At 38.1% G+C, this 25,574-nt stretch carries 22 protein-coding genes; 9 read left to right on the top strand and 13 right to left on the bottom strand.

The window, feature by feature from the left end; genetic code table 11:
* Nucleotides 1-320: 320 nt before the first annotated feature.
* The 3 genes from BMF77_RS05695 to BMF77_RS05685 all read left to right on the top strand — a co-directional run bounded on the left by BMF77_RS05695 (nt 321) and on the right by BMF77_RS05685 (nt 3,971).
* Nucleotides 321-1,568: a DUF4912 domain-containing protein gene (locus tag BMF77_RS05695; RefSeq protein WP_015078572.1), complete on the top strand. Its 1,248-nt coding sequence runs from the start codon at nt 321-323 to the stop codon at nt 1,566-1,568.
* Nucleotides 1,569-1,803: 235 nt separating this feature from the next.
* The gene (locus BMF77_RS05690) at nt 1,804-2,646 is read left to right on the top strand and encodes a YaaW family protein (RefSeq protein ID WP_148761324.1); all 843 of its coding nucleotides are present in this window, start codon (nt 1,804-1,806) and stop codon (nt 2,644-2,646) included.
* A complete protein-coding gene (locus BMF77_RS05685) occupies nt 2,628-3,971 on the top strand; it encodes an O-antigen ligase (RefSeq protein WP_148761322.1) in 1,344 nt (447 codons plus the stop codon). Before BMF77_RS05690 ends, BMF77_RS05685 begins: the two co-directional genes overlap by 19 nt.
* Before the next feature lie 107 nt (nt 3,972-4,078).
* Here BMF77_RS05685 and BMF77_RS05680 read toward each other — a convergent pair whose 3' ends face one another.
* The 3 genes from BMF77_RS05680 to BMF77_RS05670 all read right to left on the bottom strand — a co-directional run bounded on the left by BMF77_RS05680 (nt 4,079) and on the right by BMF77_RS05670 (nt 7,947).
* Nucleotides 4,079-4,678, bottom strand: a complete 600-nt coding sequence (locus BMF77_RS05680) for a superoxide dismutase (RefSeq protein WP_148761320.1) — start codon at nt 4,676-4,678, stop codon at nt 4,079-4,081.
* Nucleotides 4,679-5,063: 385 nt separating this feature from the next.
* Entirely contained in the window at nt 5,064-6,683 is a 1,620-nt protein-coding gene (locus tag BMF77_RS05675; protein ID WP_148761318.1) for a bifunctional pantoate--beta-alanine ligase/(d)CMP kinase, read from the bottom strand.
* A 148-nt stretch (nt 6,684-6,831) separates the two neighbouring features.
* Nucleotides 6,832-7,947 (bottom strand): septal ring lytic transglycosylase RlpA family protein, encoded by a 1,116-nt coding sequence (locus BMF77_RS05670; RefSeq protein ID WP_148761316.1) that lies wholly within the window; start codon nt 7,945-7,947, stop codon nt 6,832-6,834.
* 852 nt (nt 7,948-8,799) lie between these two features.
* On the opposite strand from BMF77_RS05670, the gene BMF77_RS05665 reads away from it, so the two are divergent.
* Nucleotides 8,800-9,018 carry a hypothetical protein gene (locus tag BMF77_RS05665; protein WP_210422303.1) on the top strand — a complete coding sequence of 73 codons (219 nt, stop codon included), beginning with the start codon at nt 8,800-8,802 and terminating at the stop codon, nt 9,016-9,018.
* 167 nt (nt 9,019-9,185) lie between these two features.
* Here the strand turns inward: BMF77_RS05665 and BMF77_RS05660 are convergent, their stop codons facing one another.
* The 6 genes from BMF77_RS05660 to BMF77_RS05635 form a co-directional block, all read right to left on the bottom strand.
* A complete protein-coding gene (locus BMF77_RS05660) occupies nt 9,186-10,070 on the bottom strand; it encodes a ParA family protein (protein WP_148761314.1) in 885 nt (294 codons plus the stop codon).
* A 117-nt stretch (nt 10,071-10,187) separates the two neighbouring features.
* A complete protein-coding gene (locus tag BMF77_RS05655; RefSeq protein ID WP_148761312.1) occupies nt 10,188-12,917 on the bottom strand; it encodes a DNA translocase FtsK in 2,730 nt (909 codons plus the stop codon).
* Nucleotides 12,918-12,948: 31 nt separating this feature from the next.
* Nucleotides 12,949-15,066: an ATP-binding protein gene (locus BMF77_RS05650; RefSeq protein ID WP_148761310.1), complete on the bottom strand. Its 2,118-nt coding sequence runs from the start codon at nt 15,064-15,066 to the stop codon at nt 12,949-12,951.
* 58 nt (nt 15,067-15,124) lie between these two features.
* Entirely contained in the window at nt 15,125-15,979 is an 855-nt protein-coding gene (locus tag BMF77_RS05645) for a transcription factor RcaD (protein WP_148761308.1), read from the bottom strand.
* A 494-nt stretch (nt 15,980-16,473) separates the two neighbouring features.
* Entirely contained in the window at nt 16,474-17,199 is a 726-nt protein-coding gene (locus tag BMF77_RS05640; RefSeq protein WP_148761306.1) for a biotin/lipoate A/B protein ligase family protein, read from the bottom strand.
* Between the two features lie 35 nt (nt 17,200-17,234).
* Nucleotides 17,235-17,714 (bottom strand): YbjN domain-containing protein, encoded by a 480-nt coding sequence (locus tag BMF77_RS05635; protein WP_015078557.1) that lies wholly within the window; start codon nt 17,712-17,714, stop codon nt 17,235-17,237.
* Between the two features lie 870 nt (nt 17,715-18,584).
* Between BMF77_RS05635 and BMF77_RS05630 the strand changes: the two genes are divergently transcribed.
* Nucleotides 18,585-18,965 (top strand): hypothetical protein, encoded by a 381-nt coding sequence (locus BMF77_RS05630; protein WP_015078555.1) that lies wholly within the window; start codon nt 18,585-18,587, stop codon nt 18,963-18,965.
* A 569-nt stretch (nt 18,966-19,534) separates the two neighbouring features.
* Here the strand turns inward: BMF77_RS05630 and BMF77_RS05625 are convergent.
* From BMF77_RS05625 to purH, 3 genes are read right to left on the bottom strand one after another with little or no spacing between them, the layout of a single operon-like run.
* Nucleotides 19,535-19,801: a hypothetical protein gene (locus tag BMF77_RS05625; RefSeq protein ID WP_148761304.1), complete on the bottom strand. Its 267-nt coding sequence runs from the start codon at nt 19,799-19,801 to the stop codon at nt 19,535-19,537.
* Nucleotides 19,725-19,949 (bottom strand): hypothetical protein, encoded by a 225-nt coding sequence (locus BMF77_RS05620; protein ID WP_148761302.1) that lies wholly within the window; start codon nt 19,947-19,949, stop codon nt 19,725-19,727. The genes BMF77_RS05625 and BMF77_RS05620 overlap by 77 nt, the downstream gene beginning before the upstream one ends.
* 4 nt (nt 19,950-19,953) lie before the next feature.
* On the bottom strand, nt 19,954-21,477 hold the full coding sequence (purH, locus tag BMF77_RS05615) for a bifunctional phosphoribosylaminoimidazolecarboxamide formyltransferase/IMP cyclohydrolase (RefSeq protein ID WP_148761300.1): 1,524 nt from the start codon (nt 21,475-21,477) through the stop codon (nt 19,954-19,956).
* Between the two features lie 213 nt (nt 21,478-21,690).
* Between purH and BMF77_RS05610 the strand changes: the two genes are divergently transcribed.
* The 3 genes from BMF77_RS05610 (at nt 21,691) to coaBC (ending at nt 24,052) form a co-directional block, all read left to right on the top strand.
* Nucleotides 21,691-22,323, top strand: coding sequence for an alpha/beta hydrolase (locus tag BMF77_RS05610; RefSeq protein ID WP_015078553.1), 633 nt, complete (start codon nt 21,691-21,693; stop codon nt 22,321-22,323).
* Between the two features lie 140 nt (nt 22,324-22,463).
* Nucleotides 22,464-22,676 carry a DUF2555 domain-containing protein gene (locus BMF77_RS05605; RefSeq protein WP_148761297.1) on the top strand — a complete coding sequence of 71 codons (213 nt, stop codon included), beginning with the start codon at nt 22,464-22,466 and terminating at the stop codon, nt 22,674-22,676.
* A 164-nt stretch (nt 22,677-22,840) separates the two neighbouring features.
* Entirely contained in the window at nt 22,841-24,052 is a 1,212-nt protein-coding gene (coaBC, locus tag BMF77_RS05600; protein ID WP_148761293.1) for a bifunctional phosphopantothenoylcysteine decarboxylase/phosphopantothenate--cysteine ligase CoaBC, read from the top strand.
* 10 nt (nt 24,053-24,062) lie between these two features.
* On the opposite strand, the gene BMF77_RS05595 is transcribed toward coaBC, so the two are convergent.
* Nucleotides 24,063-24,323 (bottom strand): type II toxin-antitoxin system Phd/YefM family antitoxin, encoded by a 261-nt coding sequence (locus BMF77_RS05595; protein WP_148761291.1) that lies wholly within the window; start codon nt 24,321-24,323, stop codon nt 24,063-24,065.
* A 198-nt stretch (nt 24,324-24,521) separates the two neighbouring features.
* Here BMF77_RS05595 and BMF77_RS05590 point away from each other — a divergent pair, with 198 nt between their 5' ends.
* Nucleotides 24,522-25,523, top strand: a complete 1,002-nt coding sequence (locus tag BMF77_RS05590; protein WP_148761289.1) for a hypothetical protein — start codon at nt 24,522-24,524, stop codon at nt 25,521-25,523.
* Nucleotides 25,524-25,574 lie beyond the last annotated feature (51 nt).

Below are 25,574 nucleotides of genomic sequence, written 5' to 3'. Positions count from 1 at the left end.
CCATGACAAACTGATCCCCGCAAGGCTTATAACTACGTGAAATATAGTAAAACCTATCTTTAGACCCCTTGATCCCTAGATAGTTTTACTGGTTAATATTTACTTAACAACTTTTGGCAATCCCAAAGAAATGCAAAACAACGGCATAACTAGGAATTTCGATGAGTTGGTATCTTAATAAAAAACAAACAGTAAACAAATTTAAAACTGGAGACAAACCAGGAGTCAGGAATAAAAAAATCTGGGTAGATGATATTTCATCAAAATTTTTTTAACCCGGAAAAAATAATTTACCTTGTAAACTACTGGAGTCCAAATTAATGGCAAAAGAACGGCCACCGCTAGAAGAAATGACATTACGGCAATTACGCAAAGTTGCCAGTGAATTCTGTATATCTCGCTATAGCAGAATGCGGAAATCGCAGTTATTAGCATCAATTGAAGAAGTTCAGCATAGTAAGTTCTCGCTCAGTTCATCCCCTAATCTGGAGGCACAAGAAACCGTGGAAGCAGCAAAATTTGAGTTAGGTCAAGAAGATCGGACTGGTGGTTCTCTCGCTGATGTTGATGAAGCACTAGCAGATTTACCAGCTGGTTATGGTGACAGTCGGATTGTTCTGTTACCTCGTGATCCTCAATGGGCTTATACTTACTGGGATATTCCTAACGACCATAAAGAAGCACTGCGTCGTCAAGGTGGACAAACCCTAGCTTTGCGGATTTATGATGTCACTGATGTTGATCTAGATTATCAAAGTCCCCACAGTATTCAAGAATACCCTGCTGATGAACTAGCGAGAGAATGGTATTTGCCAATTCCCGTGAGCGATCGCGATTATGTGATAGATGTCGGTTATCGCACCGCTGATGGTGGTTGGTTAGTATTAGCGCGTTCCGCGAGAGTACATATTCCCCCCGTCTATCCTTCCGATTGGATTGAAGATGTCTTCATCACCGTAGACTTTGAAGAAGACCTGCGTGCTAAGACTTTCTACGAACTAGTTCCCCCATCTAAGAAATTAGCAACTGCTGCTGCTGCGACTGCGGGTGGTGGAAATCCCATTTACGAACAAATCTTTGGTCTAGCAGAATCCGCTGAAGCTCAACGGGTAGCAGGTTCTATCTTCGGTTCTATGCAGCACGTCCCCGGTTCTGCTGCTCCCGAACAAGCTCTCAGTTCCTACGTTTTCCCATCTGGTGTGGGTATGTGGGCTGTTCCTACCGTATCTGGTTTAACCATGTCCGGTGTGGGAATGTCCGGTTTCTCCGCTTCTGCTGTTCCTGCACGTCCTCGCAAATTCTGGTTAGTTGCTGACGCTGAATTGATTGTTTACGGTGCAACTGAACCTGATGCAAATGTTACCATTGGTGGTCGTCCAATTAAACTCAATTCCGATGGTACATTCCGCTTCCAAATGTCCTTCCAAGATGGTTTAATTGACTATCCAATTTTAGCTGTTGCGGCTGATGGTGAACAAACCCGTTCTATTCACATGAAGTTTGAGCGGGAAACACCTTCTCGTCATACTAATACTAAAGATGAAGCTGTTCTGGAATGGCTGGCATAATATTTGTATCTGAAAATTAACCATCAATGTAATTGTTAATTTTACCCGCTATAGTATTCCTGTAGCGGGTTTTTTACTGAAAAAAATAAACAACTTTAGCCCACATTCCGACCTCAACTGTCACAATTGTTAATGACTGGAAGAAAAATATAAATTAAGAATAAATATGGAAAATTTGATTTATAAGATAGTAGAATAGGGGACAGATAAGCTGCACCTAAGAGAGGAAGGGAAATTGGAAGAACTCAGGGCGGTATTGGAACTAGCTACAGAAGAGGAACTACAGGACTTAACAGCAATTCTGTTTAGTCGCAAGTTTAACCCCTTAGATTATGTTCACACACCCGAACCCATTGCAGTACAAAGCCAAGATCGTCAAACTTGGTTAGATACAATAGAAAATCGCTTTCGTTTTTTAGCTGCTGACGGAATGACAGTATTACGGGGACGTACTGATCAAGTAACTTACAGACAAGCCCTAATTCAAGTATGCAAATATTTGAAAATTCACTATTATCAAGATCTAACAACAATTGATTTAGAAGCAGAAGTATTTTTGCATCTCTTAGGAAAGGTTTGGAAAAAACTACCAAAACAGGAAAAACAACAACTAACTATTAATGTTCAACATCAATTAGCACAATCAAAACTTAAACAACCATTACCATTATCATTGCAACGTGATCCTTTAGGATTAATATTTAAATGTGGTAGTGCCTTGGCTGTAACGTCTGTAATCCAACCTTTTGTTCTCCAACAAATCGCCCGTCAATTTGCTATTCATTTAGCTACTTATCAAGTAGCGAAAGAAGCCACAATTACAGGTACAGGATTAGCAACCAAACAGTTTCAAAACTATGTAGCTTTACAAATGTCCCGTCGAGGTATGACTATGAGTGCAGCCCGTTATGGTGCGGTTCGCAGTGCATTTGCTTTGGTCGGTCCAGTCATGTGGGCTTGGTTTTTTGCTGATTTAGGTTGGAGAGCGATCGCCACAAACTATGGCAGAATTATTCCTTGTGTCTTCACCCTCGCGCAAATTCGTCTTACCCGTACAGAATGTTGGGAAATAGCTTAAATAAAACTTTTTATCATCCAAATTCCCGCTTACAAACCCCTTGGAATTGGTTGCAATTTGGACTATTATCTTGCCCCCTGAGTCCATTTTTGGGCGGTATTTCTATCGTCGTGGCATCATTGTTAACTTGGCGAAAACAATCGCGGCTTATTAGCAATCGGCCAATTCACAAGGGATTTGCTCTTTTGAGTATCTTACTACTCATTACTACCGGATTTGCCTATCATAAATTAGATGCCTTTTTAGGTTTATTCAACTTCATCCCCTTCTTTTTCTTTTTTACAGGACTAACTTCCCTGATGCAAACACCCAACCAATTACGACAAATTTCTTGGATCATGGTGTTTGGTTCTGTACCTGTTTTAATCATCGGTTTTGGGCAATTATTTCTCGGTTGGAATTTCCGATTTCAGGTTTTATGGATTGTCTTTGATTGGATAGTTGCACCAGAAAAATCATTATCAGGACGCATGGCTTCTAACTTCATGCACCCAAATACCTTAGCCGCATACTTAGTAACTATCTTTATTTTGGGTTTAGGTTTATTGCTAGAAAACTATCACAAACTCAAGCAAAAAAATCGCCTGATTATCTTCTTAACGATTACGGTATTTGCTAATTTTATCGCCTTGATATTAACCAATTCTCGCAATGGTTGGGGAATAACTATTTTTGCCTGTTTAGTTTATGCTTTATATCAAGGTTGGCGATTAATTGTTGCTGCTGTTGTCAGTATTACAAGTTGTTTTTTCTTAGCAGCTTTTGCACCTTCACCTATTGCCCAATTTTTCCGCCTTTTTGTTCCCTACGGCATTTGGGCGCGGTTAAATGATGATATGTTTCCTGATAGACCGCTGGAATTAATGCGGAAAACCCAATGGGAATTTGCCTGGAATTTAACTCAGCAACATCCTTTAACTGGTTCAGGTTTACGCAGTTTTAGTGGACTTTATAAAACCCAAATGCAAATTGATGTCAACCATCCTCATAACCTATTTTTAATGCTGTCTGCGGAAACTGGGTTAATTACTACTTTGCTATTTTGTGGTTTGCTGGCTTGGATATTAATTGCAGCTAGTCAAATCTTATTTAACAATAAGAATAAGATCCCCGATTTCTTAAAGAAGTCGGGCATCTCTGCATCTATAGAACCAGAAAATCGCCTAATCTTCTTTAGTCATCTAATTACTTTTATAGGGTGGATATTATTTAATACCGTTGATGTCACCACATTTGATATTCGGTTGAATACTCTCTCTTGGGTTTTTGTTGCTGCATTATGCGGAGTTATGTATGAATATCAATCACGTCAAACAAGTAGGTAGACTGGGGAAAACCCAAATGTGTAAAGCAATCTTAACAAGAGGATTAGTTTTGAGGGAAGGGGTAATTAACAATTATTAATTACCCCTTTCCCCATTAAAGCAGGTGACTAAGCAGCAAAATTTTCAGCGACAAAATCCCAGTTCACCAAATTATCTAAGAAATTCTTGATGAATCCAGGACGAGCATTTTTGAAGTCAATGTAATATGCGTGTTCCCAAACATCAATGGTAAGCAATGCTTTTTTACCATGTGCAAGGGGGTTTTCGGCGTTAGGGGTTTTCATTACCTTGAGTGTGCCACCATCATCAACCAACCAAGCCCAACCACTACCGAATTGAGTTGCAGCAGCAGTGGAAAATTCCTCTTTGAATTTCTCAAAGCTACCAAAATCCTGTTCAATTTTAGCAGCTAACGCGCCCGTAGGTGCGCCGCCACCTGCTGGTTTCAAGCAATTCCAGAAGAAAGAGTGATTCCAAACTTGAGCCGCATTGTTGAAGATTCCAGCCTTAGCAGAGTCACCAAAAGCAATTTGAATTACTTCTTCCAAAGACTTATTAGCTAATTCTGTACCATCAACAAGCTTATTCAAATTATCTACATAAGCTTTATGATGCTTACCATAGTGATATTCAAAGGTTTCCGCTTTCATGCCATAGGATTCTAAAGCATCAGAAGCAAAAGGTAAAGCTAGTTGGGTAAATGCCATTGTGTGAGATCTCCTCTCTTTACTGTTTTCTAGTTGAAAGCTATTGCCAGAGCTAGGCAAATTACAGGTTTCGTATTCAGGAATTTTATACAAAACTTAACATTGTTATTCTACTACCAAACTGAAAATTCCCAGCAATTAGTTTATAAATAAAGCAAATTTCATCTATTTAGACCAAACTCCTAACTTCCCTCTGTTGCCTCTGCACCTGAAGCGTGAGAAAAAAGCCCAGTCTAAAATATATAATGATCAACTCAGACTAATATCCGTCTCAAGATAGATGAATCAATCTGCAAATAGTTTAGGATGTAGTTCAAAGCACTAAAATCTAATAATGGTGAGTCCGTCGGCACTCACCACCATTTTCAACTCAAAAATTCCCGAATTACCAATGGGATAGCCGTTGATTGTAGTGGCTAATAATTTGTGCTGCTACTTCAGAAGCTGTTAAACCATCAGTTTGTAATTCAATCGCATCAGCCGCTTTTTGTAAGGGGGAAACCTTGCGAGTGCTGTCTTTCAAGTCCCGTTCAGCAATGTCCCGTTCTAGTTGTTCTAAACTAACTGCGGGTTGGTTCTGCTTTTGAAAGTCTTGCTGACGACGACGCGCTCTTTCACCCGCAGAGGCGGTCAAGAAGATTTTAATTTCCGCATCTGGGAAAACATGAGTGCCAATGTCCCGACCTTCCGCCACTAAACCGCCACGTTGTCCCCAGCTTTGCTGTTGTTGAACCAATGCTTGACGCACAGTGCTTTGAGCAGCGATCGCTGATACTTGAGAAGTGACTTCAACTGTGCGAATTTTCTGAGTGACATCAATGTCATTAATCTGGACTCTGACGGGAGATTGCAGGCTTTGACTGGGAGTCAGTTCAATTTTACACCCAGCAACTAATTCAGCAACAGCACAATCATCATCAATGGCAATCCCCTGTTCCAGCACTAGCCAAGTAATCGCCCGGTACATAGCGCCCGTATCTAAATAGACTAAACCTAACTGATGTGCCACTTGGCGAGCGACGGTAGATTTACCAGCACCAGCCGGACCATCAATAGCAATGATTGGTTGGCGTAGTCCGTCGTTGCCATCGCGCAAAATCGTATTGTCAATTAACCGTGTAGAACCAAGACGAGCAGCGATCGCCAACATTCCTTCATCCTCAACTTTTTCTAAAAACATCAACGTATTCGGTTCAACCAATTCAATATATTCCAAGCTGATATTGCTAACTTTTGCGATTTCTTGCCGCGTTAATGCTATGAGTTCACCACTGTCACGAACGCCAGCCCGAAACGCCGCCTCAGCTTGCCGTAAACCTTTAAATAACACCGTTGCTTGCTCTTTTTCTGTAGCCGTCAAATATTGATTACGAGAACTTAAAGCCAAGCCGGACAATTCCCGCACTGTAGGACAAGCAACAATTTCTACTGGCAAATTTAAATCAGCTACTAACCGTTTAATAATTGCTAGTTGTTGGCCATCCTTTTGTCCAAAGTAAGCTCGGTCAGGTTGTACCAAATTAAAAAGCTTGGTAACAATCGTTGCCACACCTTGAAAATGACCCGGCCGAAAATTACCACACAAACTAGATATCATATCAGATGGCGGGATCACTTGTGTCACCTGAGTTGCTGCTATATTCTTCCCAGGGACACCAATTTCCTCCGGAGTTGGGGCAAAAATCACATCAACTCCCGCCTGTTCACAAAATTGTCGGTCTTGCTCTAGAGTGCGGGGATAGCGTTGATAGTCCTCATTTGGTCCAAATTGCAGGGGATTGACAAAAATACTGACAATCACCGTCGAATTTTCCTGTTTAGCCCGTTCAATTAAACTTAAATGACCTTGATGTAAACCCCCCATAGTTGGCACTAAACCAACTGCTGTGGGAGACCAACTGGTTTGTTCATCAAGTCCGAGATCCTCTGGTAGCCTAAGATGGCTTGGCCAGCGACGGCGATTTAAATAGCAGCGTAAGGCTACAACTGTTGTCAGCACAAGCACAAAATACCCCTAGTTCCAATAATCCTTTCCCCCGTTAGTGTATATCTGATAGCGCGGCGTGGCGCAAAGGATAATTGGGGGATAGGAGGGACGAACCAGGGGAATTTAATAGTGAAGAGCGAAAAGAGAGTAGGAATGAGGAAACGGGTTATTTTCCTAAAACCTCAAGACTGACTGGAGCAATGCCACTGCCGATCATGCCTAATAGCCGGGCAGCACCAGCGGAAAGGTCAATAATTCGACCCCGGATGTAGGGACCTCTGTCATTGATTCGCACGACGACAGAGCGACCATTCCGGGTGTTAGTGACACGGATTTTTGTCCCCATGGGTAAACTCCGGTGAGCCGCAGTTAATCCTTCGGGATTATATCTTTCACCACTGGCGGTTTTATTGCCAGAGCCATCATATCCGTACCAAGAAGCTATCCCTTGAAAACTGAGATTGATATTTCCAAAGGCAATCTTTTGCGGTAGGTTGGCTCTGGAGACTGATCTATCTACTGGTAAGTTGGCAATTGCTTGAATAGGAGATGCGTTACCTATAAGTCGCCGCAGTCTATTAGTTGCTTGTAAGGCATCTTGGGCAAGATTTTTGGTACTATCTGCTAATATTGTGACTTTATTGACTTCTACCAGTTCTTGACCGTCAATAGTAATGGTGTAGCGATCTGCCGACGGTTGTTGAACGATGAAGCCTGGCTTTTGGGCTTTATTGTTAATTGTGGAGTTATCTCCTGTTTTCCAACTGACGGTAATCTTGCTTGCGTCTACATTTTTTTCGATCAGTTCATTGATTCTAGCGGCTATGACACTAGCTTTTTGAACTGGATCATTGTCAATGGATCTAACTTTTTTGTTAAAATTGACTACATTCCCAGTATTGCTAAAACTGGTAACTTTGGCGGAGTTGGTAGCAGTCCGCGGGTAAAAATTTAAATTCTCGCCATTGCCGATTACTCCAACTTTTGTTTTGCTGTTAGTAACTGGGTTAGAACCCAAAAAGGTGAGAACGGGAATATCCCGAATATAAAGAGTTGCTGCTTGTAAGCCGCGAATACTGTGAGGATGAATTCTGGTAATCACAGGATTGGAAATGGGGCTTTCTGTCTGGGATTGGTACTCTCCTACTTTGACTGCATCATTCACAGATGATGCTTGGCTAGTTGGGGAAATTCCCGCACTGGTTTGAGTTCGACCAACTGAGGGTAGACCCAAAACAGCTAGAAATACGGCAACTGTAGTCCACAAATGTCTTTGATTCATGCGTCCGATTTTAAAGCGACTATAGAACTTAAGTTTTATTTAGCTAGTACATCACGGCGTAAATAAAGCAACCATATTCAATCGCCAAAAAGCTTACTGTATATTAGTTTTGACTTTTGACTTTTGACTTTTGACTTCCGCCCTGCGGTACTAGGGTTTTTCACTTGATGAATAGTGATCCCCTTTGGAAACTCGAACCCGTTCCGCTTTCACTTTGCGTTTTGTAACTCGAATACATTAGCATGAATTTTTGGGCTTGGGGATCAGGGTTTTAGCGGAAGTCTGAAAGAAATACTTAAATTTACGGTTGAGTTTGAGCTTGTAAACCGTGTTCAAGTCAGGATTTTGGCTATGTAACGTTTTTTTGGAAAATTTCCAGATTTTCTTAGGGAAACTTCATGTTGGCTGATCACATAATTCAACGGTTACTCCCTAACATTTATCCTCAGTAGTTGTAAATTATTAAGTATTGAAAAATGATCAAGTCAATTTGCGTTTAGATAAAATTTTACTTTCAATAATTTGATTGTTAGAAGCTAAAATTAGCGCAAAACCAATCTCTACAAAGATTTTATTTGCAAAATACTTGGGTTGTTTCGCTCAAGGATGATAGTTTTTGATCTAGATTTTAAATAAGTAAATACTATTAAATATTTAATTTTATAAGTATTGATTATTACAATAATTACTCAAGCAATAAAAGTGATGTATCTCCAGTAAGTATTTATTCTTATCCTGAGATAAATAATTAATGAGACAATGAAAAGAGTGGTCAGCGCGTATATATGAATATTTTAGGTATAATAAGCTACTCTATAGTAACTTTTACCGTAATAACCCCAGCAATCAATTTTGTATCAATCAATCAGCCCCATCTTTAAGCCAGAAAATCCAGAAATATTACCACCAGCACTTTTAGACATTCTCAAAGAATTGCATTCCCAGTATAAATCCCTGAAAGATGGTGTAGTAGCCAACTATATTCCCAAACTTACCAAATTAAATCCTGATTTATTGATGATTTGTAGCGTTAGTTGTGGATTTTCGTCAAATTTACAGTTTACCTTATGAATATATTTCAAAACACGCTACAGAATTGGGTTCTCGATGCCGGTTAAAATCTCCTTTTTCTCAAGCATTTGCTAAATTATTTATTACCTCCTATTCTTTGCTCCTTCTTCTTAAAATATACCCAGATACCCGACTTCTTAACGAAGTCAGATACCTTATTTCTCAATTTACAATTTCTGCAACAATTCCTGAGTTAACTGCATAAATGCCTTAGAACCCGCTGTATTCGGACTTAGTAAGGAAACTGGCATAAAACTATCAACAGCTTTGGCAACATTAACATCAACGGGGATTTGAGCTTTACAGATTTTATCTACTCCAAAATCTTCAACAACTCGGTGCATTACCTGTTTATAATATCTGCCATTCAGGAGATTGGCATTAGACATACTAAAGACTATTCCCAACATTTTTATATCTATTTTAGCTTCGTGTTCATGACTTTCTTTTAATTGGGCAATACGTCTTTCTAAAAGTTGAATTCCGACTACAGATAAGGGTTCTGGTCTAGCTGGAAGAATATAGAAATCACTAGTAGCTAAAGCACTCCGAGTCAAGAGATTATAACCGGGAGCGCAATCTAAAAGAATAAAATCATATTCATCCCGGATAGGTTCTAAAATATCTCTAATTAAGACCCTTTCAAAGCGATTCCAGATGGTTTCAAAATCCTGTTCTCCTAACGCTACTGATTGATTATGCAGCATTTCTGAAACCACAAATTCATCATATAAGTCTATATCTCCCGGTAATAAATTTAATTCGGTCAGGTTACAAACTTGAGGTTGAATGATGTCCCCAATGGTAAATTTTGCCTCTGGTTCAGGGTTGATAATTTGATCTAGTAAATATCTAAATGTCTTTCTTTGTTTGCGACGTTTGGCAAAATCTACTGGTGACATTAAACTTAGCGTGGCACTAATTTGACTATCTAAATCTAAGACAAGTACCTTTTTTCCGTGATTCTTGGCTAAACAAGTAGCTATATTCACGGTAATGGTGGTTTTACCGACTCCACCTTTCATGTTTGCGGTTGCAATTACATATCCCATTTTAATTCCTCTACTGACGCTTTCCCAATGATATAGCGTTCATATTATCTAATAGATTTTAACTTTGGTTATGCTACTTAGATCCCCGACTTCTCTAAGAAGTCGGGGATCTTTTTTTTAAGGTAGTTTAATACTCTGTGCTAATAAGCTTTGAAGACGTTGTCCGTGCGAACCACCTTGGTAAACTAAATCACCTTTGCCTAATAAATAGGCTGCTGTTGTTTCTTTTCCACCCAGAATAATACATGAATCTGCTTGGCTGGAGGTACGCAGGGCGACTCGTCCAGGTAGGTTAGAACGGATAATTGGGGTGACAATACTGGCTTCTGGGCGTTGTGTGGAAATAATTAGATGAATACCTGCGGCCCTTGCCATTGCGCCTAAACGTTTGATACTTTGTTCTAATATGGTGCGAATTTCTTTTTCTGCCATAAAATCGGCATATTCATCAAATATACAAACAATACGCGGTAAAGCTGGGGAAGAACGTTGATTATAGGTGGTTAAATCTGCACATTTGGCTTTTTCAAATTTTTGATAACGAGATTCCATTTCTGCAACTAGTTCCTGCATTAATTCTACGGCGCGATCGCTATCTTTGACAACTGGTGAATATAACCATGACATTTGTTCAAATTCGGGAAATGTTACCCGCTTAGGGTCCACTAAAGCAATTTTTAAATATTGGGGAGAATGACGATAGATTAAACTGAGAAGTAAGGATCTCAAAAATTCACTTTTTCCGCTTCCTGTTGTTCCCCCAACCAAAAAATGACAGGTATTCGGATCTGATAGATCAGCCTCTAACAACTTCCCATCAATACCCACTCCAATAGCAATTTTTACGGGTGCTGTTGGGGGTAAAAATTGCTTTTGAATAAAATCTTCAAATTTGGCAATTTGTCTATCTTGACGGGGCAAATCAATACTTACATAACCAGCTTGGGGAGCAATTAAAGGCGGATATTCTAACCCTAATTGTACTTGTAAATCAGCGGATAATCTGAGAATTGAAGGAACTTTCACACCTAAATGTGGTTTAATTTTCACCCGAATAAATGCCGGACTTACATCAGCACCATAATAATCTACATTAACCTTAAAAGATTCTAGAATTGCCACTAAAGATGCGCCAATTTCATCAGCATTAATAAATGTATCTTTCTGACTTTTAAAAGTATCTGAAAAACCTCTCTCCAAACCTCTCTCCTGCAAGGAGAGAGGCTTTGAATTCTCCCCCTTCCCTCGTAGGGAAGGGGGTTGGGGGGTTAGGTTTCGTGTTGGGTTTTCCAAATAATGTGAAAAGTCAGATATATCTTCTTGTTTTTTAGCAGGTGCTATAAAATCTGAATTTTCATCAATTTCAATAACTTGATTTGGCGGTGAATCAGATTCAACATTAAAAAAAGTTTGACATTTTTGTTGTTGGGGACAAATTTCACATAAATGAGGTTCAGTTGTCATTGGTGGTGGGTTAGGATTTGGAGATTCCCAACTTAACCAGTTTTGCATTTGTAATAATTTATAGGGAATTAATTGATGAACCGTATTTTCTAACTGTTCCCAAGAATATTTGTACTCTTTAAATTCTGGTAAAACACAATAAACAGCAGAATCAACAGGTGCTTTTTTCTGCTTCCACAACATATAACTATAAAGAGAAACTTGCGCTAATTGTGCTGCTGAATCTACAGATTGATAGGTTTTAAACTCCACCATACAAAGGCGTTTAAGTTCAAAATTAAAAACCAGACAATCAAACTCACCTCTAATTAATTGTTTTGTCCCATTGGGTAAATCAAAGTAATATTCTAAATTGTGTTCTCCAGAAATAAAAGTATTAGAAATAACCGTTTCTGCACTGCAATAACGACGATTAATTACTAACAATTCAGTAAACTTTTTAATTAATCCTTGTAAACCTTGCCAAACTTGTAGCAGTAGAGAGGCTTTACTCGCGTCTTTTGCAATTGCATTTTGTAAATAGGGAAAGAACTTAATTTTATAGAATAGTTGTTGAATTTCCAACGTAATTACATCTACCTTTAATTGTGTTGCAGATGGATTTAATAAAGTTTTAAATCTGGGTTCAATTAGCAGTAAATTAATAAAATCATCCGCTAGTTGGTGAAAGACATTACCAATACCAGTAATGGCATCTTTAGGAGAGAATATTGCTTTACAATTAAAATTATGATTTAGATAAAATAGTCGCGGACACTCAAAAGCTAATCTAACTTTAGTAGGAGTTAAAGAAGAGTTTTCAGATTTATTATTTACCATATTAAATACACGACTGATAACATCAGGATTGGATATTTCCAGTAAGCGATAATGAACAGCAGCAAGATAAACAGTATCCATAGCTGCATAGTTTAACTGTTTTTGAGTCAGGGGACGTTTTCCCCAATCACCTTTTCCTTCTTCTGCGTCTACATTGGAAAAATTGCAGAGTTCAGCAGCTAGGGTTTTTAGTTTTAAGTTGGTAGTTTGTAAGACTTCTTTGGTGATTTTTCTCGCTATTTTGAAGGTACAAGTCACATTTTCTGCTAGTTCCTTCCCCAAATATTTTAAATCAAAACCAGCATTATGAAAAACTTTCTCAATTTGGGAATTAACCATGATTTGGTTAATGAAATATACAGCCAAATCAGGTTTATCTAAAACATCAAAAATATAAGCAAATTCACCGGTTAAGTCTGTATGATCAGCCAATACCTGAATTAGTGCTAATTTTGGTTTATCAGTATACCAATCAGCGATTTCCGTATCTATCCATAGAGTTTTAGATAGGGACAGTTGGGAAATTTGCTTGTAAATTTCGGTAGGTTGTGTCAGGTAGTGCATTGGCTGATCATCTTATAAAAAACAAGTGAATTTAAGCAATTAAACAAATTAATTGATCTGGTAATTTAGCTTTTGGGTTCATAATCTTAACTTTCTTTTCTTGGCATAATAGATCAATTAAATATTGAATATCAGTTTCTTTCACATCAGGAAATTGGCTAACTGCTTGTGAAATTAACGTAGGTACTCCCATAAATGCTTGAGTTTTGACTAGATTTAATAGGAAATCTTTAACAGGTCTTAAATCTTTTCTGCCATTTCCAGTTGTACTTGGTGGTTTATCTGGTTTAGAAACAATACCTAAATCTTGCAATAAAGTACATTTATGTAAAATCTCAGATTCATTAATTAAAGTTTCTAATCTTTGTAAATTAATCGTTTTTCCACCAATTACTAACTCTTGAGATTTGGCAGAATTTACCAAACTTTGATATGTTGCCAAGTAGTGAATAGACTGTAGACTTGGTTTAATATGAACATGATTAGTGTTGGTAAAAATCTGTCTATAGAGTTGATTTCCCGCCATGTTTGGTTTTCCTAAATCTCCACCACGAATTAAGTACATAGTTTGACAGAGATTTTTTTGAATGGCTATTTGACAAGCGTTCATTACATGATAAAAACTGGTCATACTTGAGTCTTCTGTCCAAACTATACCCAATTTTTGCCGATTTGTAGGATGTTGATAACTCAAGGAATAACTAGCATATTTTCCGCTTAAAAGTTTAGACTTAACTCCCTGTATTTTTAAAGTAGATATAGACTGCTGCAACATCTGAATTAAATCAGGTGATGATAACAAAGAAATCTTGGTAATTTTCCCCTGACTTTTTGTATATTCGTGCTGCCATAATAATTCAAATTCTGCTTGAGTTGTATCTTGATTATTTGCGGGTGGTGGTGGAGGAAGAATAATGATAGGTTTAGGAATAGTTTCTTCGTCGCGTGTTGTCACCTTTATTTTTATTGTAACTGGTTCGGGCTTTGGTTTTTCATCTTCATCTAATAACGAACCTTTATATTTTTGATATTCTTCACGACCTAGAGTTAGTGCATTTCTAGGCATAGTTTTACCACCAGGGGAGGTTTTATCCAACATTTCCCGATTTAGGGGAAAAATAGGCGGTTCAGGTCTAGGACTTGCTAATTGATGTAATGGCTGAAGTTGATAAGCCCAAAGTGCTTCTGCCTGTTCTATGTTAATACGTTTCAACTGAATTGTTTTATATATTCCTGCTTTATCCGCTGGAAGAATCCGGTCGTAATGCCGTTTCAATGTATCTGTAATAACGCTAATTATCACCAAGAAATTTTTTAAATTATCCCCATGAATTGTGGTATTGACATTAAAAAAAGGTTGTATATCCAGAAAACCTTCTGGTAACTGGGGCATAGTATCTAAATTGTCAAAACATAAAACAATCGGTTGAGTTTGTGTAGAAATTCTGCCAAAGTTGGCTAAGATATTTTTTGCAGCATCTTCTGTATCAATGCAAGTTTTGACCTTGATTTCTTTCATGGAATCTTCATTTAAGTCATCACCACGCAGCCATTCACAAGCTAAATCATATAATTCTGGATTTGCGAGATCATGTAGCACTCCAAAAAACATATCAGGGTTATAAATACCTGCTTTTTTATAACTATCCTTGAGGTGTTTGATAAATTTCTGCCGATTACTTTGTAATGCTTCCCAAAAATTATCATTAAATATTCGTTGCTTTATATCACTTCTTGTAAATGCCGTTAAACTTTTTAGCCACAACATTAACTGTGATTCTTTTTCACCTTCGGGAACTTGAATTAAACTATCAACAGTGTGACGTAAAATATGCCGCCAGATATTACCACTATCAGCCCAGTTGCAGAGAATATAAGCAAAAAATGCTTTCGGGTTAAGAGTACGTTTAAGCCGACCTAATAAATAACTTTTGCCAGAACCAGACTCACCAGCTAATAAAACTGTACGGCTACGATGATCTTTACCTACTAAATCAAGTAAACCTTCAATTTCTATGATTGCGTTTTCATGAATTGACTCAACCATGAGTTTTGAATCTTGTTCTTCAGCCCAAAAATTAGTGGGCTTTAAATTGATCACGTCAAAAGGGTTGACCTCGCGTTTAATAATGTCTTTAATGTCTGTCATAGATATGGGTGAGTGAGAGGAGGAAGTAATGAAAAAATGAAAAATATCGGGAATACTGTTAATTAACTATGAGAAAAAACAGTTGTCCACCAATATTTTGAGGAATTCCCGCGTCAATTTGTTCTGGTGTATAAGCACTGACTTCTTGTAGGGTACTAAAATCAATTTTGTCACTTTTTTGTAATCTATACAAAGCCTGATCTAAATCATCTCGTAATAAAGGCGGTTGTAACTTTTGCCGTAAATGGAAAATTGGTAAATAATTCTCTGTACCCAATTCCTGATCTAATTTCTTGATAGTCTCTAAAATTTCTTCATCACTGATATTGCTAGTAATATCAGAATATGATTCCAAATTATCAGAAACTAAAGTAGAAACTTTTTCTGACTTAACTCGCAAATTCTTCCGCAAAAAACGCACATAATTACCCAGCAAATTAAAGTCTATATTTGCTTTTCCTTCGGGATTATATTCATCCCGCAAAACTTCAATTCCTCTTTCCGTTAACCAAACTTCAGCTTTAAGTCTTTTCATCTTGATTTCAATAGCAATCAAACCCCGTTCACTCAAGGTTTTTAAAATTGCGTCCCGTTCATCTGATTTTAGCGATGAAACTTTGATTTCACTGGGGGCTATTTTTCCAGAACTCTTACCTATCTTCTCCAGTACCTTGAGTTCTTTATCATCAATAGGTAATTGTGCCGAGTCGAGTTTCAGTAGTGCTTGACCAGGAGGTAAAATCTTGACTGTGGCAATTTCGCGGGAATAGTCTACATATTCCAGTTCCCCTAAATCTCGACAAATTTTGTTTTTCTCACTTTTAAAACTATCAAAAGTGCTGGAACTCAAGCCAGTACGATAATTCGGACATCCCAACAGTTTTAAGATGAACTTTAACTCTTTCGTTTCCATACGGTTAGTCTTGCTGTATTCGATACTTGACTACTTTAGCGCGAATCACAAAAAAATAACACACAGTTTCTATATTAACTCTAATAAGAGCGATTTTTCCCTAAAAACTCAAAATATTATCCAAGTTTTCACTGATTACTTTCTAAATAAAAGACGGATTTTTTCTAGAGTTTTTCTACAAGCTTCCATGACAGGAAAAAACTGGGAAGACTTGGATCTTCTATCCATTGGACTTTTTTAGGAAAATTTTATACAGATATTAAATAAATTCCACCATATAGCGGGATTTATATGTATCATCTTTGAGATGACCAGATCATTCTATCTTTGACAATTCACAAAAGTTTAACTATTCATATTTGCACATTCTTTACCGGAAATTCACTGTATCAATTTATTAGAGATAAAGACTTTACAGTCTGCAATTAATATCTTTCTTCCTTTGCGCCTTGGCGTGAGAAAAAAATATAGGGTAGAATAAAAACCTACCCTAATCAACAATTTGCCAAAATCAAATTCCACTCATCTTGAGACAAAGGTATTACCTCTATTTCCATAGCAAAACAATCACAAGCTGCGGCTATTAAAGCCTTAATTATTGTTTCTTGATTGATAGTTTCTGGAAATTGGATAGGATGAAAAAACTCTTGATTAAATACCTTTGCAAATAAATCTGCATCTGGATTCAATCGCATAGAACCATGCTGAAGAACTGCGTCACCTTTCCTTAATTGAGCGCTACCAATCAGTTTAGAACCATCTGCTAAAACTAAATCTGCACCTGTCGCAGTCCCAAAACAATTAGGATTGTGAATATAACCGCGTCCAGCTTGACCATAGTACAATTCTATATCGAGCGATCGCCATCCTTGAATCAAAAACTCACAAATCTGCCCATACACATCTAACCGATTTCCCCTCAGTCCAGACGTGACCACAGAGTAAGTTAAATCACCTTGATGTAAAACAGCCCTCCCACCTGTAGGACGGCGCACCAAAGCCAATTTTTCACCTTTCCACCTTAAATTTTGCCAAAATTCGGGATATTGACGTTGATGATAACCTAAAGAAATTGCGGGTGGCGACCAAGTATAAAAACGTAAAGTTGGCGGATGTTTTCCCGACTCATGCTGTGCTAATAACCAGCGGTCTATAGCCATCTGGATATCACCAGCGGCTGCTAAAATCGGAATAAGTCGCCACACCTGCTGATCCGGCATTAAATATCACATCCCTAAACTAAAATTCTGGAAACTTAAACTGTACCAAACTCAGATTGCAGATATTCATCATTATCATCAGCAATACTAGCAACGATAGTAATGATCCGAGAAACTTCCCCTGGTGACAACTCCGCTAAAGTGCGTGTAGAAATCACCACCACCTGATTATCAATAATCCCGAACCGGGCTTCAAAGGTACTCACACAATTCATCTCTAACAAATATCGTGTCAATTTTGGTTCATTTTTAGCCGGTAACTTCAGCACCGCAGACCAAACCGTGATTGTATCTTCATCAGTAATTCCCGTCAATTGCACAAATACTTCTATACTGCCATATTGGAATTTCCACAGATATCCACCCTCAGCAGCATGACTAACCATTGCACTTTGATCTTGTGCTAGACTATCAATCACATTTTCAATTACTTCCACATGGTTTGGGGTTGTGGTGTCTTCAATAAGTTCAGTCAACAACTCATCTGGAGACTGGGCTTCTAGGTAGCTTGCCATACAGATTTTTCTCTAAAAATATAGTTACTGCCTTAATCTACTATTATGCTACCAAAAATGCCAGCATCTACTTCGTCTATTGTTCAAAGTCGAGATATCAGCCATACATTCGCCATTTTTTGCAGCTTGGGTTAAGAAACAGCGCAACTCAACGCATTTATTAAATTATGGTTGATGCCTCGGACACGCTACTGTGAACAACCTAACCTACAAATCAAAGCTTTTTCCAATTTGGTAAAGGTGTTGATTAAAAGATGAGAAAGTATTGATCAAGATCACAGCCATACTGATTAGTATGACATAGGCTCAAGTTATTATTGTATATGTCAATTTCCTAATTATTTTTTCCCGGTTTCAGGCGTTTACATCCAGAACCATTAGATGTAAGTTACCTTTAACCTCATTGGCTGTCAACATCAAGTAAAGATATTAGAATTTATTATCTAACTCTCTACTGTACCTCATTAATAAAAGACAAACAAAACCCTATTTTGTCTATATTACATCATTCAATGCCTACTATCGGTTACATAAGCTACCAATTTCAGTTAAAATAGGCTATCAAAAACAGTTTATTTAGGGGTAGCACAAAAATTACTCGCCGGTTTGATGTTAAAAGATGTAAAAATGATGGCAGAGGAACAATTTACTGATTTACAGCATCAAGGGATACAAAACGATCAGTTAAATTGTGAGTTGCCGAATGTACAGCGATTGATCAAAACTCAAGTTGACAAATTGGGGTGCTATCTGTTAAAAGGTTCTAGAATGTGCCGTAAAAACCCGAAAAAAACCCGAAAACTTTTTTGAGATTTTTCCGGATTAGTCAAAAAATCTGCGATTATTGTTACACTGATTTTAATAAGCACTATGAATATTAAACTTGATCACAGCACTCCATGTCATTTAACTTCCTTCTTTAGCCTACTGATGAAGGAAGGTATTTCCCCTAATCAAATCGTTTTGGGAATTGTTCAATTAGCCACCCAGACTCATGAATTAGACGGAATGATGGCATCAGCCGATTGTTTACGGTTGCTACTGGTACTGATGCCAGCAGAAACCTGTGCTAAAGGCGTTTCTCAGTATATATCATCTTTAGCAGCGGAAGGCGTTACTACTTTAATGTTATTAGATGCCTTGAGTCTAGCTTGCTATGTTTGTGGACAATCAGATGAAGCTAACCTAGTTCACTTGACTTACAAGAGATTACAAGCTGATGCTATTATCTCCCAAATGCTTCGTGATTAAGCCCTAAAATATTAATTTTTCATCCTTTTTTCAAAATCCAACTATTTTCAAGTTAACTTGTACTCAGACATGGCGATTTTGTACTGAATCATTCCGTTTATTCATTAGGCAACCAGTCAATTCAATTAATTTATATTTTCTTTGCGATCCTTAGCCAATAGCTGTTAGCAGTGGCTAGAATTGGAATGTCGCCATATTTATGGTCAGTTTGACAGCACCGCATCTACCACTTTTGATCTGGTCTAGAAGTCTCTAGCACTGGGAAAATCCTGACATCAATAACTTTTCAGCTTTCTTATTTACCCTGTTGATATTCAATTAAAGCTCTAAACTAAAATAGTTATCTGCCAAATTGCCAAAATATTAGATCATTGCCGAAACATTTCTGGAATTCTCTGTTTTGCATAGATAGCGAGCATTTAGTTTCCAGTATCTCTACTGTTTTGTTGATTATTGGCTATAGAAAAATTTTTGACATTAAAAAGCGCCTGGGAGTGTTGCCGTGTTTCCACCCCAGACGCTTTTTAAATTTTCTCCTCACACACAAATATAACTTATCACTCTTTTCTTCAAATGGCAAGTACCTGAGACAACAATTTTGGAAATTGTTTGAAAGAGGGAACAGAGAATATTTTTCTTCCCCATGACAACTGTACGGGCGAAGCATTTGGAGAACTATTTTTTGTAATGACCGATAATTTATCTTCCAAATGCTTCCCCATGACAACTGACAACTGTACGGGCGAAGCATTTGGAGAACTATTTTTTGGCAATGACCGATAATTTATCTTCCAAATGCTTCCCCATGACAACTGACAACTGTACGGGCGAAGCATTTGGAGAACTATTTTTTGTAATGACCGATAATTTATCTTCCAAATGCTTCCCCATGACAACTGACAACTGTACGGGCGAAGCATTTGGAGAACTATTTTTTGTAATGACCGATAATTTATCTTTCAAATGCTTCGCCCCTACTGACAACTGACTAATGTAAAAAGTGCCTGACACCAGTGACAACCATGAGTAAACCCAGTTCATTAGCGGCTTTGATAGAGTCTTTATCTTTGAGACTTCCCCCTGGTTGGACAATGGCAGTAATTCCGGCTGCTGCTGCGGCTCTGACGGTATCATCGAAGGGGAAGAAGCCGTCACTAGCGAGAAATGCTCCTTGGGCTTTTTCTCCAGCTTGTTCGATAGCGATTTTTGTCGAACCAACGCGGTTCATTTGTCCAGCCCCTACACCCAAGGTTGTGCGATCGCTCGCTATGACAATAGCATTGGATTTAACGTGTTTGCAAACTTTCCAGGCAAATAGTAATTCCGCTAACTCACTGGGGGTGGGTTGACGTTCCGTGACAACTTGCCATTGACTAGGATCGGCAATGATATCATCAGCAGATTGGACTAAAAACCCACCTGCTACTACTTTCACAGTTTCTTTTGGTCCAGTCAATAAATCTGGTAAAATCAAAACTCGGACATTACCTTTTTTAGTTAAAATTTCCTGGGCTGCTTCGTCACAACCAGGAGCAACCACGCACTCTAGGAATGTCTTCGTTAATTCCGTCGCTGTAGCTGCATCAATAGGACGGTTTAAAGCGACAATTCCGCCAAAAGCAGAGGTAGAATCAGCATTAAAAGCTTTTTGATAAGCGTCAAAAATGTCTGGTGCTTCCGCAGTTCCACAGGGATTAGTATGTTTGATAATTGTTGCTGCGGGACTATCTGTAAATTCAGCAATTATCCGCCGTGCAGCTTCCAAATCTACCAAATTATTGTAGCTAAGTTCCTTCCCTTGCAGTTTGGTGGCCGCAGCCCAACCTGTAGCTTCATTTCCTGTTTGATACCATGCTGCGGGTTGGTGAGGGTTTTCCCCATAACGCAAAGATTGGAGTTGTGTACCGGAAATAGTAAATTCTTGGGTTTGTGTGCCAGCTAAATAGGCAGCAATGGCATGATCATAACTAGCAGTATGCAAAAATCCTTTTAACGCGCATTTTTGGCGAAACTCTAAAGATGCTGCTCCATTTTGGCGTAATTCTTGCAAATACTCACCATATTGGGCAGGATCACATAATACCGTCAAATGGGCGTAATTTTTGGATGAAGCCCTTAACATTGCCGGGCCACCAATATCAATTTGTTCCACTGCGTCAGCTAGGGTAACTCCTGGTTTAGCAATAGTTTCCGCAAAAGGATAAAGATTCACAACTACCAAATCAATGGGTCGAATTTGATTATTTTCCAAATCTGTTATATCTTGTTCCACATCCCGCCGTGCTAAAATACCGCCATGAATGCGAGGATGAAGAGTTTTCACCCGACCGCCTAAAATTTCCGGTGAACCTGTATAATCAGAAACTTTTGTAACTGGTATGCCAGCATCTTTCAGGGTTTTGGCTGTTCCCCCACTGCTGATGATATCAAAGCCAAATTCTTCAACTAAACTCCGGGCTAAATCGCCTACACCAGTTTTATTAGATACACTCAGCAGGGCTAAACGCGCCATAATTTCCCAGATTCCTTTGGACTAAATTGCTTTCTGTGATGAACATTCTACCGAAAGGATGGTCAGAATCATAATTAGCCTGGGGAGTATTGACAAAATATGAAAATGCGTAGGTTGGGTTGACAAAGGAAACCCAACAAAATCTCAAAATGTTGGGTAACGCTATCGCTCCACCCAACCTACAATTATCTTTAATTCTTATCTCAATTATCCATGACTCCAACATTAGATTTTATTAGGGTTTCTCCACCAAAAAACCAAACACCAGACGCTTTAATCGTCACTCTACATGGTTGGGGTGCAAATGCCCAAGATGTGGCATCTTTAATCCCTCATGTCAATTTACCTGATTATGAATTTTTACTCCCCAATGCCCCCTATCCTTATCCTTATGCTGATACAGGGAGGGCATGGTATGACCTGCGGACGGAAAATATGTATGATGGATTAAATGAAAGTAAACAACTACTGATAGATTGGTTGCTCTCTTTAGAAAGTAATACAGGTGTACCGTTATCACGCACAATTTTGAGCGGATTTTCTCAAGGTGGGGCGATGACTTTAGATGTAGGATTAAGCTTACCCTTGGCTGGATTAGTCGTGATAAGTGGCTATTTACATCCTAGTGTGGCTATGCTGAATCAAGGCAATTTTCCGCCGACATTAATCATGCACGGGACACAGGATGAAGTTGTTCCTCTCCAAGCGGCAATTAAGTCGAGAGATGTGGCACAATCTCTAGGAGTAGCAGTGGAATATCATGAATTTGCCATGGGACATGAAATTAATTTCCAAATGCTAGAAGTGCTACGAACTTTTGTTGTCAACACAATTGGTCAGCTTTAGTTACAGAATTTTTACAAATTCCGGTGAAATTCACAAGAATTTTTACAAATTTAATGCTCGTTAATGAGTAAGATAGTAAAGGTGGAATCAACTCCACCCTCAGCTGAATGTAAGCGCTGCAAAAGGGAGGGGCAAGCATTATGAAAACTCTAAGCATTTCCAAAACAGAAATTTCTGCTATGACAGCGACAGAGGTACAGGATTTGGCTACACGTCTGGAATTAGATAATTATAGTAATGCTTTTGAGGGTTTAAATGATTGGCATCTACTGCGAGCAATTGCTTTTCAGCGTCCAGAGTTAGTTGAAGCCTATATCCACCTCTTAGATTTAGAAGCTTACGACGAAGCCTAACACCGCAGGGCGGAATTAAAAATTAATAATTAAAAATTAAAAAAGCAGATTACACAAGCTTTTGCAAATTTTTAATGGTTGGTTTACTTGCGCCGTTGTGTACCAGGGATTTTAGATTGGGTGGGACGGGCTAAAATCAAAGGTAATCGGAATTTTGCCCCAAAATGCCATCATTTACAAATCTCAAATCTAAACGGGTTATTATCTGTGTAGGCGGTGGTATAGCCGCCTATAAAGTCTGTGAATTGGTATCTACACTGTTCAAATCGGGGCTAGAAGTGCGAGTTATTCTCACTAAATCTGCCCAAAAATTTATTACTCCTTTAACTTTATCTACTTTATCCCGTCATCAAGCTTATACAGATGATAATTTTTGGCAGCCCATTTATTCTCGTCCTTTGCATATTGAGTTAGGTGAATGGGCTGATTTAATTGTGATTGCGCCTTTAACTGCTAATACTTTGGCTAAGTTAGCTTATGGTATGGCAGATAATTTGCTAACAAATACGGTTCTTGCTTCTACTTGTCCTGTGTTGTTAGCACCAGCCATGAATACAGATATGTGGGAACAGGTGGCAGTCCAAAGAAATTGGCGACAGTTATTGACAGATGGTAGATTTTATGGTATGGAAACAGGTTCTGGTTTATTAGCGTGCGATCGCATTGGTGCTGGTAGAATGGCAGAAGCCGCCGAAATATTTGTTTATATTCAATCTTTATTACACACCCAAGGCAAGAGAGATTTAGCAGGGAAACAGGTTTTAATCAGTGCTGGGGGAACGCGAGAATATTTAGATCCGGTGCGATTTATTGGCAATCCCTCCACTGGTAAAATGGGTTTAGCCTTGGCACAGGCAGCACTGCACAGAGGCGCAAAGGTAATATTAGTCCATTGTCCGGCGAATTGGGATGTACCTTTGGGAGTAGAAGCAATTGCGGTAGTTAGTGCGGAGGAAATGCAGCAGGTAATGTTCAAGCATTTAGGCAATGCAGATATAATTATCATGTCAGCCGCAGTTGCAGATGTCAAGCCTAGAGATTATAGTAGCGAAAAATTGCCCAAGCGATCGCTCCCCGAAAATCTTCCCCTAGCAGCAGTACCAGATATTGTCGCTGAACTGGGAAATCGTAAACAACCCCATCAATATTTAATTGGTTTTGCTGCACAAACTGGGGATATTATTACTCCTGCGCGGGAAAAATTGCAAAGAAAGAAATTAGATGCAATTGTAGCGAATCCTATTGATCAAGTTGATAGTGGTTTTGGGAGTGATAATAATCAAGCGGTGTTTTTAGATAAGTCAGGAAGAGAGTTAGAAATTCCGGCTTGTTCTAAGTTGGAAATGGCGCATTATTTGTTTGATTTTATTGTTTAATGGAATCAAATTATATTGTACTTTCTTTCGCATTCTGGAAATCTGCAAATAATTCATCTTCACTAATACCTCTTGTTTCCAGTAATTGTTGGATTTTTTGGACTGCTTCTTGTAAAGCCATTAAATCTTGTTTTCGAGGAGTAGGTTGTGTTGGTATGTAGTAACCTATTGGCACTCCATGAGAAGTAATTGCGATTGGTTCAGATGTTTGTTGTGTGTACTTATGTAAATTAGCCCGAAATTCTTTGATTCCTACAGATTGGATGTCCATAATAGTGAATTGACAAAATATGTACACTTGAGTACACTATAACATGAATTTTGAATTATTGATAATCAAGCGGTGTTTTTAGATAAGTCAGGAAGAGAGGTAGAAATTCCGGCTTGTTCTAAGTTGAAAATGGCGCATTATTTGTTTGATTTTGTTGTTTAATGGAATAAAATCACGTTTTTACTAGGACTTTTGAAAATGACAGTGCATTTACCTAACATTGGTATTACTGGTTGTGAAAGATCAAAATCACTAATTGAACAGTATCCTCAAAATATTGTTGGTAGTTTTTGGATTATGTGTGGTTATGGATTTGATTTTGAGAGTGAAGAAATTCCTGATTGGTGGATTAATCTTGATTCAGCGCAAGATATTATTGATGTCTTTGAAGAAGGTTATTTTGATGGAGGTCATAACTGTCCTGTATACTTAGGATTTTGTGTTCTTGTTGTTGCAGAACCATCAAATCCTGCTCATTTATCCTATATAATTGAACATCTGAGAATGTTTGAATATGAGGGCATTGGGTTATTAAGAATAATGTCCCGCTATAATATATCTACTATTGTAGAACTTTGTTATCCTGATGACTTTTTAAGCCATCGTTATCCTACTTATAAATCTCTTACAAAAACACTAAGTAATTGGTCTACTGATATATGGGAAGATTACTGTAGTTATCTAATGTCTGTTGATGGTCAAAGGATGTTTTATGACTATTGTAAAAAAATCAATGCTGTTAAAGATGAAGTTAAAGCTACTGTAGCAAAAGGTGATAAACCTCTAATTTTCACAGAAGGAGAAACTGACCCAATTTATATTAAAACTGCCTTAGAATTGCTAGGGGAAAAGGAAATTTTAGCACAAGTTGATATTGAATGGGTAGGAGCTTCTACAGGCAAAGGAAAAAGTATAAATACTGGTGAAGGCGGTTTAAAAAATACTAGAGATGTTTTGCTTTCTAACCCTAAATTAGTAACTAGAAAAGTATTACTACTCTATGATTGTGATACTGATAAATCTAATGAAGATCATGAATTATTGAAAATCAGAAAAATCCCTCAACAAAAGAATCGAAAAGTCAAAAAAGGTATTGAAAATCTATTTTCTGATCATTTATTTACAGAAGAATTTTATTTACCAAAAACAAAATATGGAGATTATGGAGAAAAAACCAAATTCAAGAATTTCAAAAAATGAAATTTTGTAAATGGATTTGTGAACAAAGAAAACAGGCTGATGATTTTGTTG

Source organism: Dolichospermum sp. UHCC 0315A (assembly GCF_008121535.1).
In the GTDB taxonomy this organism is placed as follows: Bacteria; Cyanobacteriota; Cyanobacteriia; order Cyanobacteriales; family Nostocaceae; genus Dolichospermum; species Dolichospermum lemmermannii.
This window is presented reverse-complemented; position numbering and strand designations above follow the sequence as displayed.

Coding starts and splice junctions, on each gene's coding strand:
- BMF77_RS05590 (WP_148761289.1), top strand. CDS start 24,522: ATGACAGTGCATTTACCTAACATTGGTATTACTGGTTGTGAAAGATCA.
- BMF77_RS05640 (WP_148761306.1), bottom strand. CDS start 17,199: ATGCCGGATCAGCAGGTGTGGCGACTTATTCCGATTTTAGCAGCCGCT.
- BMF77_RS05625 (WP_148761304.1), bottom strand. CDS start 19,801: ATGCTTCGCCCGTACAGTTGTCAGTTGTCATGGGGAAGCATTTGGAAG.
- BMF77_RS05630 (WP_015078555.1), top strand. CDS start 18,585: ATGAATATTAAACTTGATCACAGCACTCCATGTCATTTAACTTCCTTC.
- BMF77_RS05655 (WP_148761312.1), bottom strand. CDS start 12,917: ATGCACTACCTGACACAACCTACCGAAATTTACAAGCAAATTTCCCAA.
- BMF77_RS05650 (WP_148761310.1), bottom strand. CDS start 15,066: ATGACAGACATTAAAGACATTATTAAACGCGAGGTCAACCCTTTTGAC.
- BMF77_RS05695 (WP_015078572.1), top strand. CDS start 321: ATGGCAAAAGAACGGCCACCGCTAGAAGAAATGACATTACGGCAATTA.
- BMF77_RS05595 (WP_148761291.1), bottom strand. CDS start 24,323: ATGGACATCCAATCTGTAGGAATCAAAGAATTTCGGGCTAATTTACAT.
- BMF77_RS05685 (WP_148761322.1), top strand. CDS start 2,628: ATGTTGGGAAATAGCTTAAATAAAACTTTTTATCATCCAAATTCCCGC.
- BMF77_RS05670 (WP_148761316.1), bottom strand. CDS start 7,947: ATGAATCAAAGACATTTGTGGACTACAGTTGCCGTATTTCTAGCTGTT.
- BMF77_RS05635 (WP_015078557.1), bottom strand. CDS start 17,714: ATGGCAAGCTACCTAGAAGCCCAGTCTCCAGATGAGTTGTTGACTGAA.
- BMF77_RS05645 (WP_148761308.1), bottom strand. CDS start 15,979: ATGGAAACGAAAGAGTTAAAGTTCATCTTAAAACTGTTGGGATGTCCG.
- purH (WP_148761300.1), bottom strand. CDS start 21,477: ATGGCGCGTTTAGCCCTGCTGAGTGTATCTAATAAAACTGGTGTAGGC.
- BMF77_RS05605 (WP_148761297.1), top strand. CDS start 22,464: ATGAAAACTCTAAGCATTTCCAAAACAGAAATTTCTGCTATGACAGCG.
- BMF77_RS05680 (WP_148761320.1), bottom strand. CDS start 4,678: ATGGCATTTACCCAACTAGCTTTACCTTTTGCTTCTGATGCTTTAGAA.
- BMF77_RS05610 (WP_015078553.1), top strand. CDS start 21,691: ATGACTCCAACATTAGATTTTATTAGGGTTTCTCCACCAAAAAACCAA.
- BMF77_RS05660 (WP_148761314.1), bottom strand. CDS start 10,070: ATGGGATATGTAATTGCAACCGCAAACATGAAAGGTGGAGTCGGTAAA.
- coaBC (WP_148761293.1), top strand. CDS start 22,841: ATGCCATCATTTACAAATCTCAAATCTAAACGGGTTATTATCTGTGTA.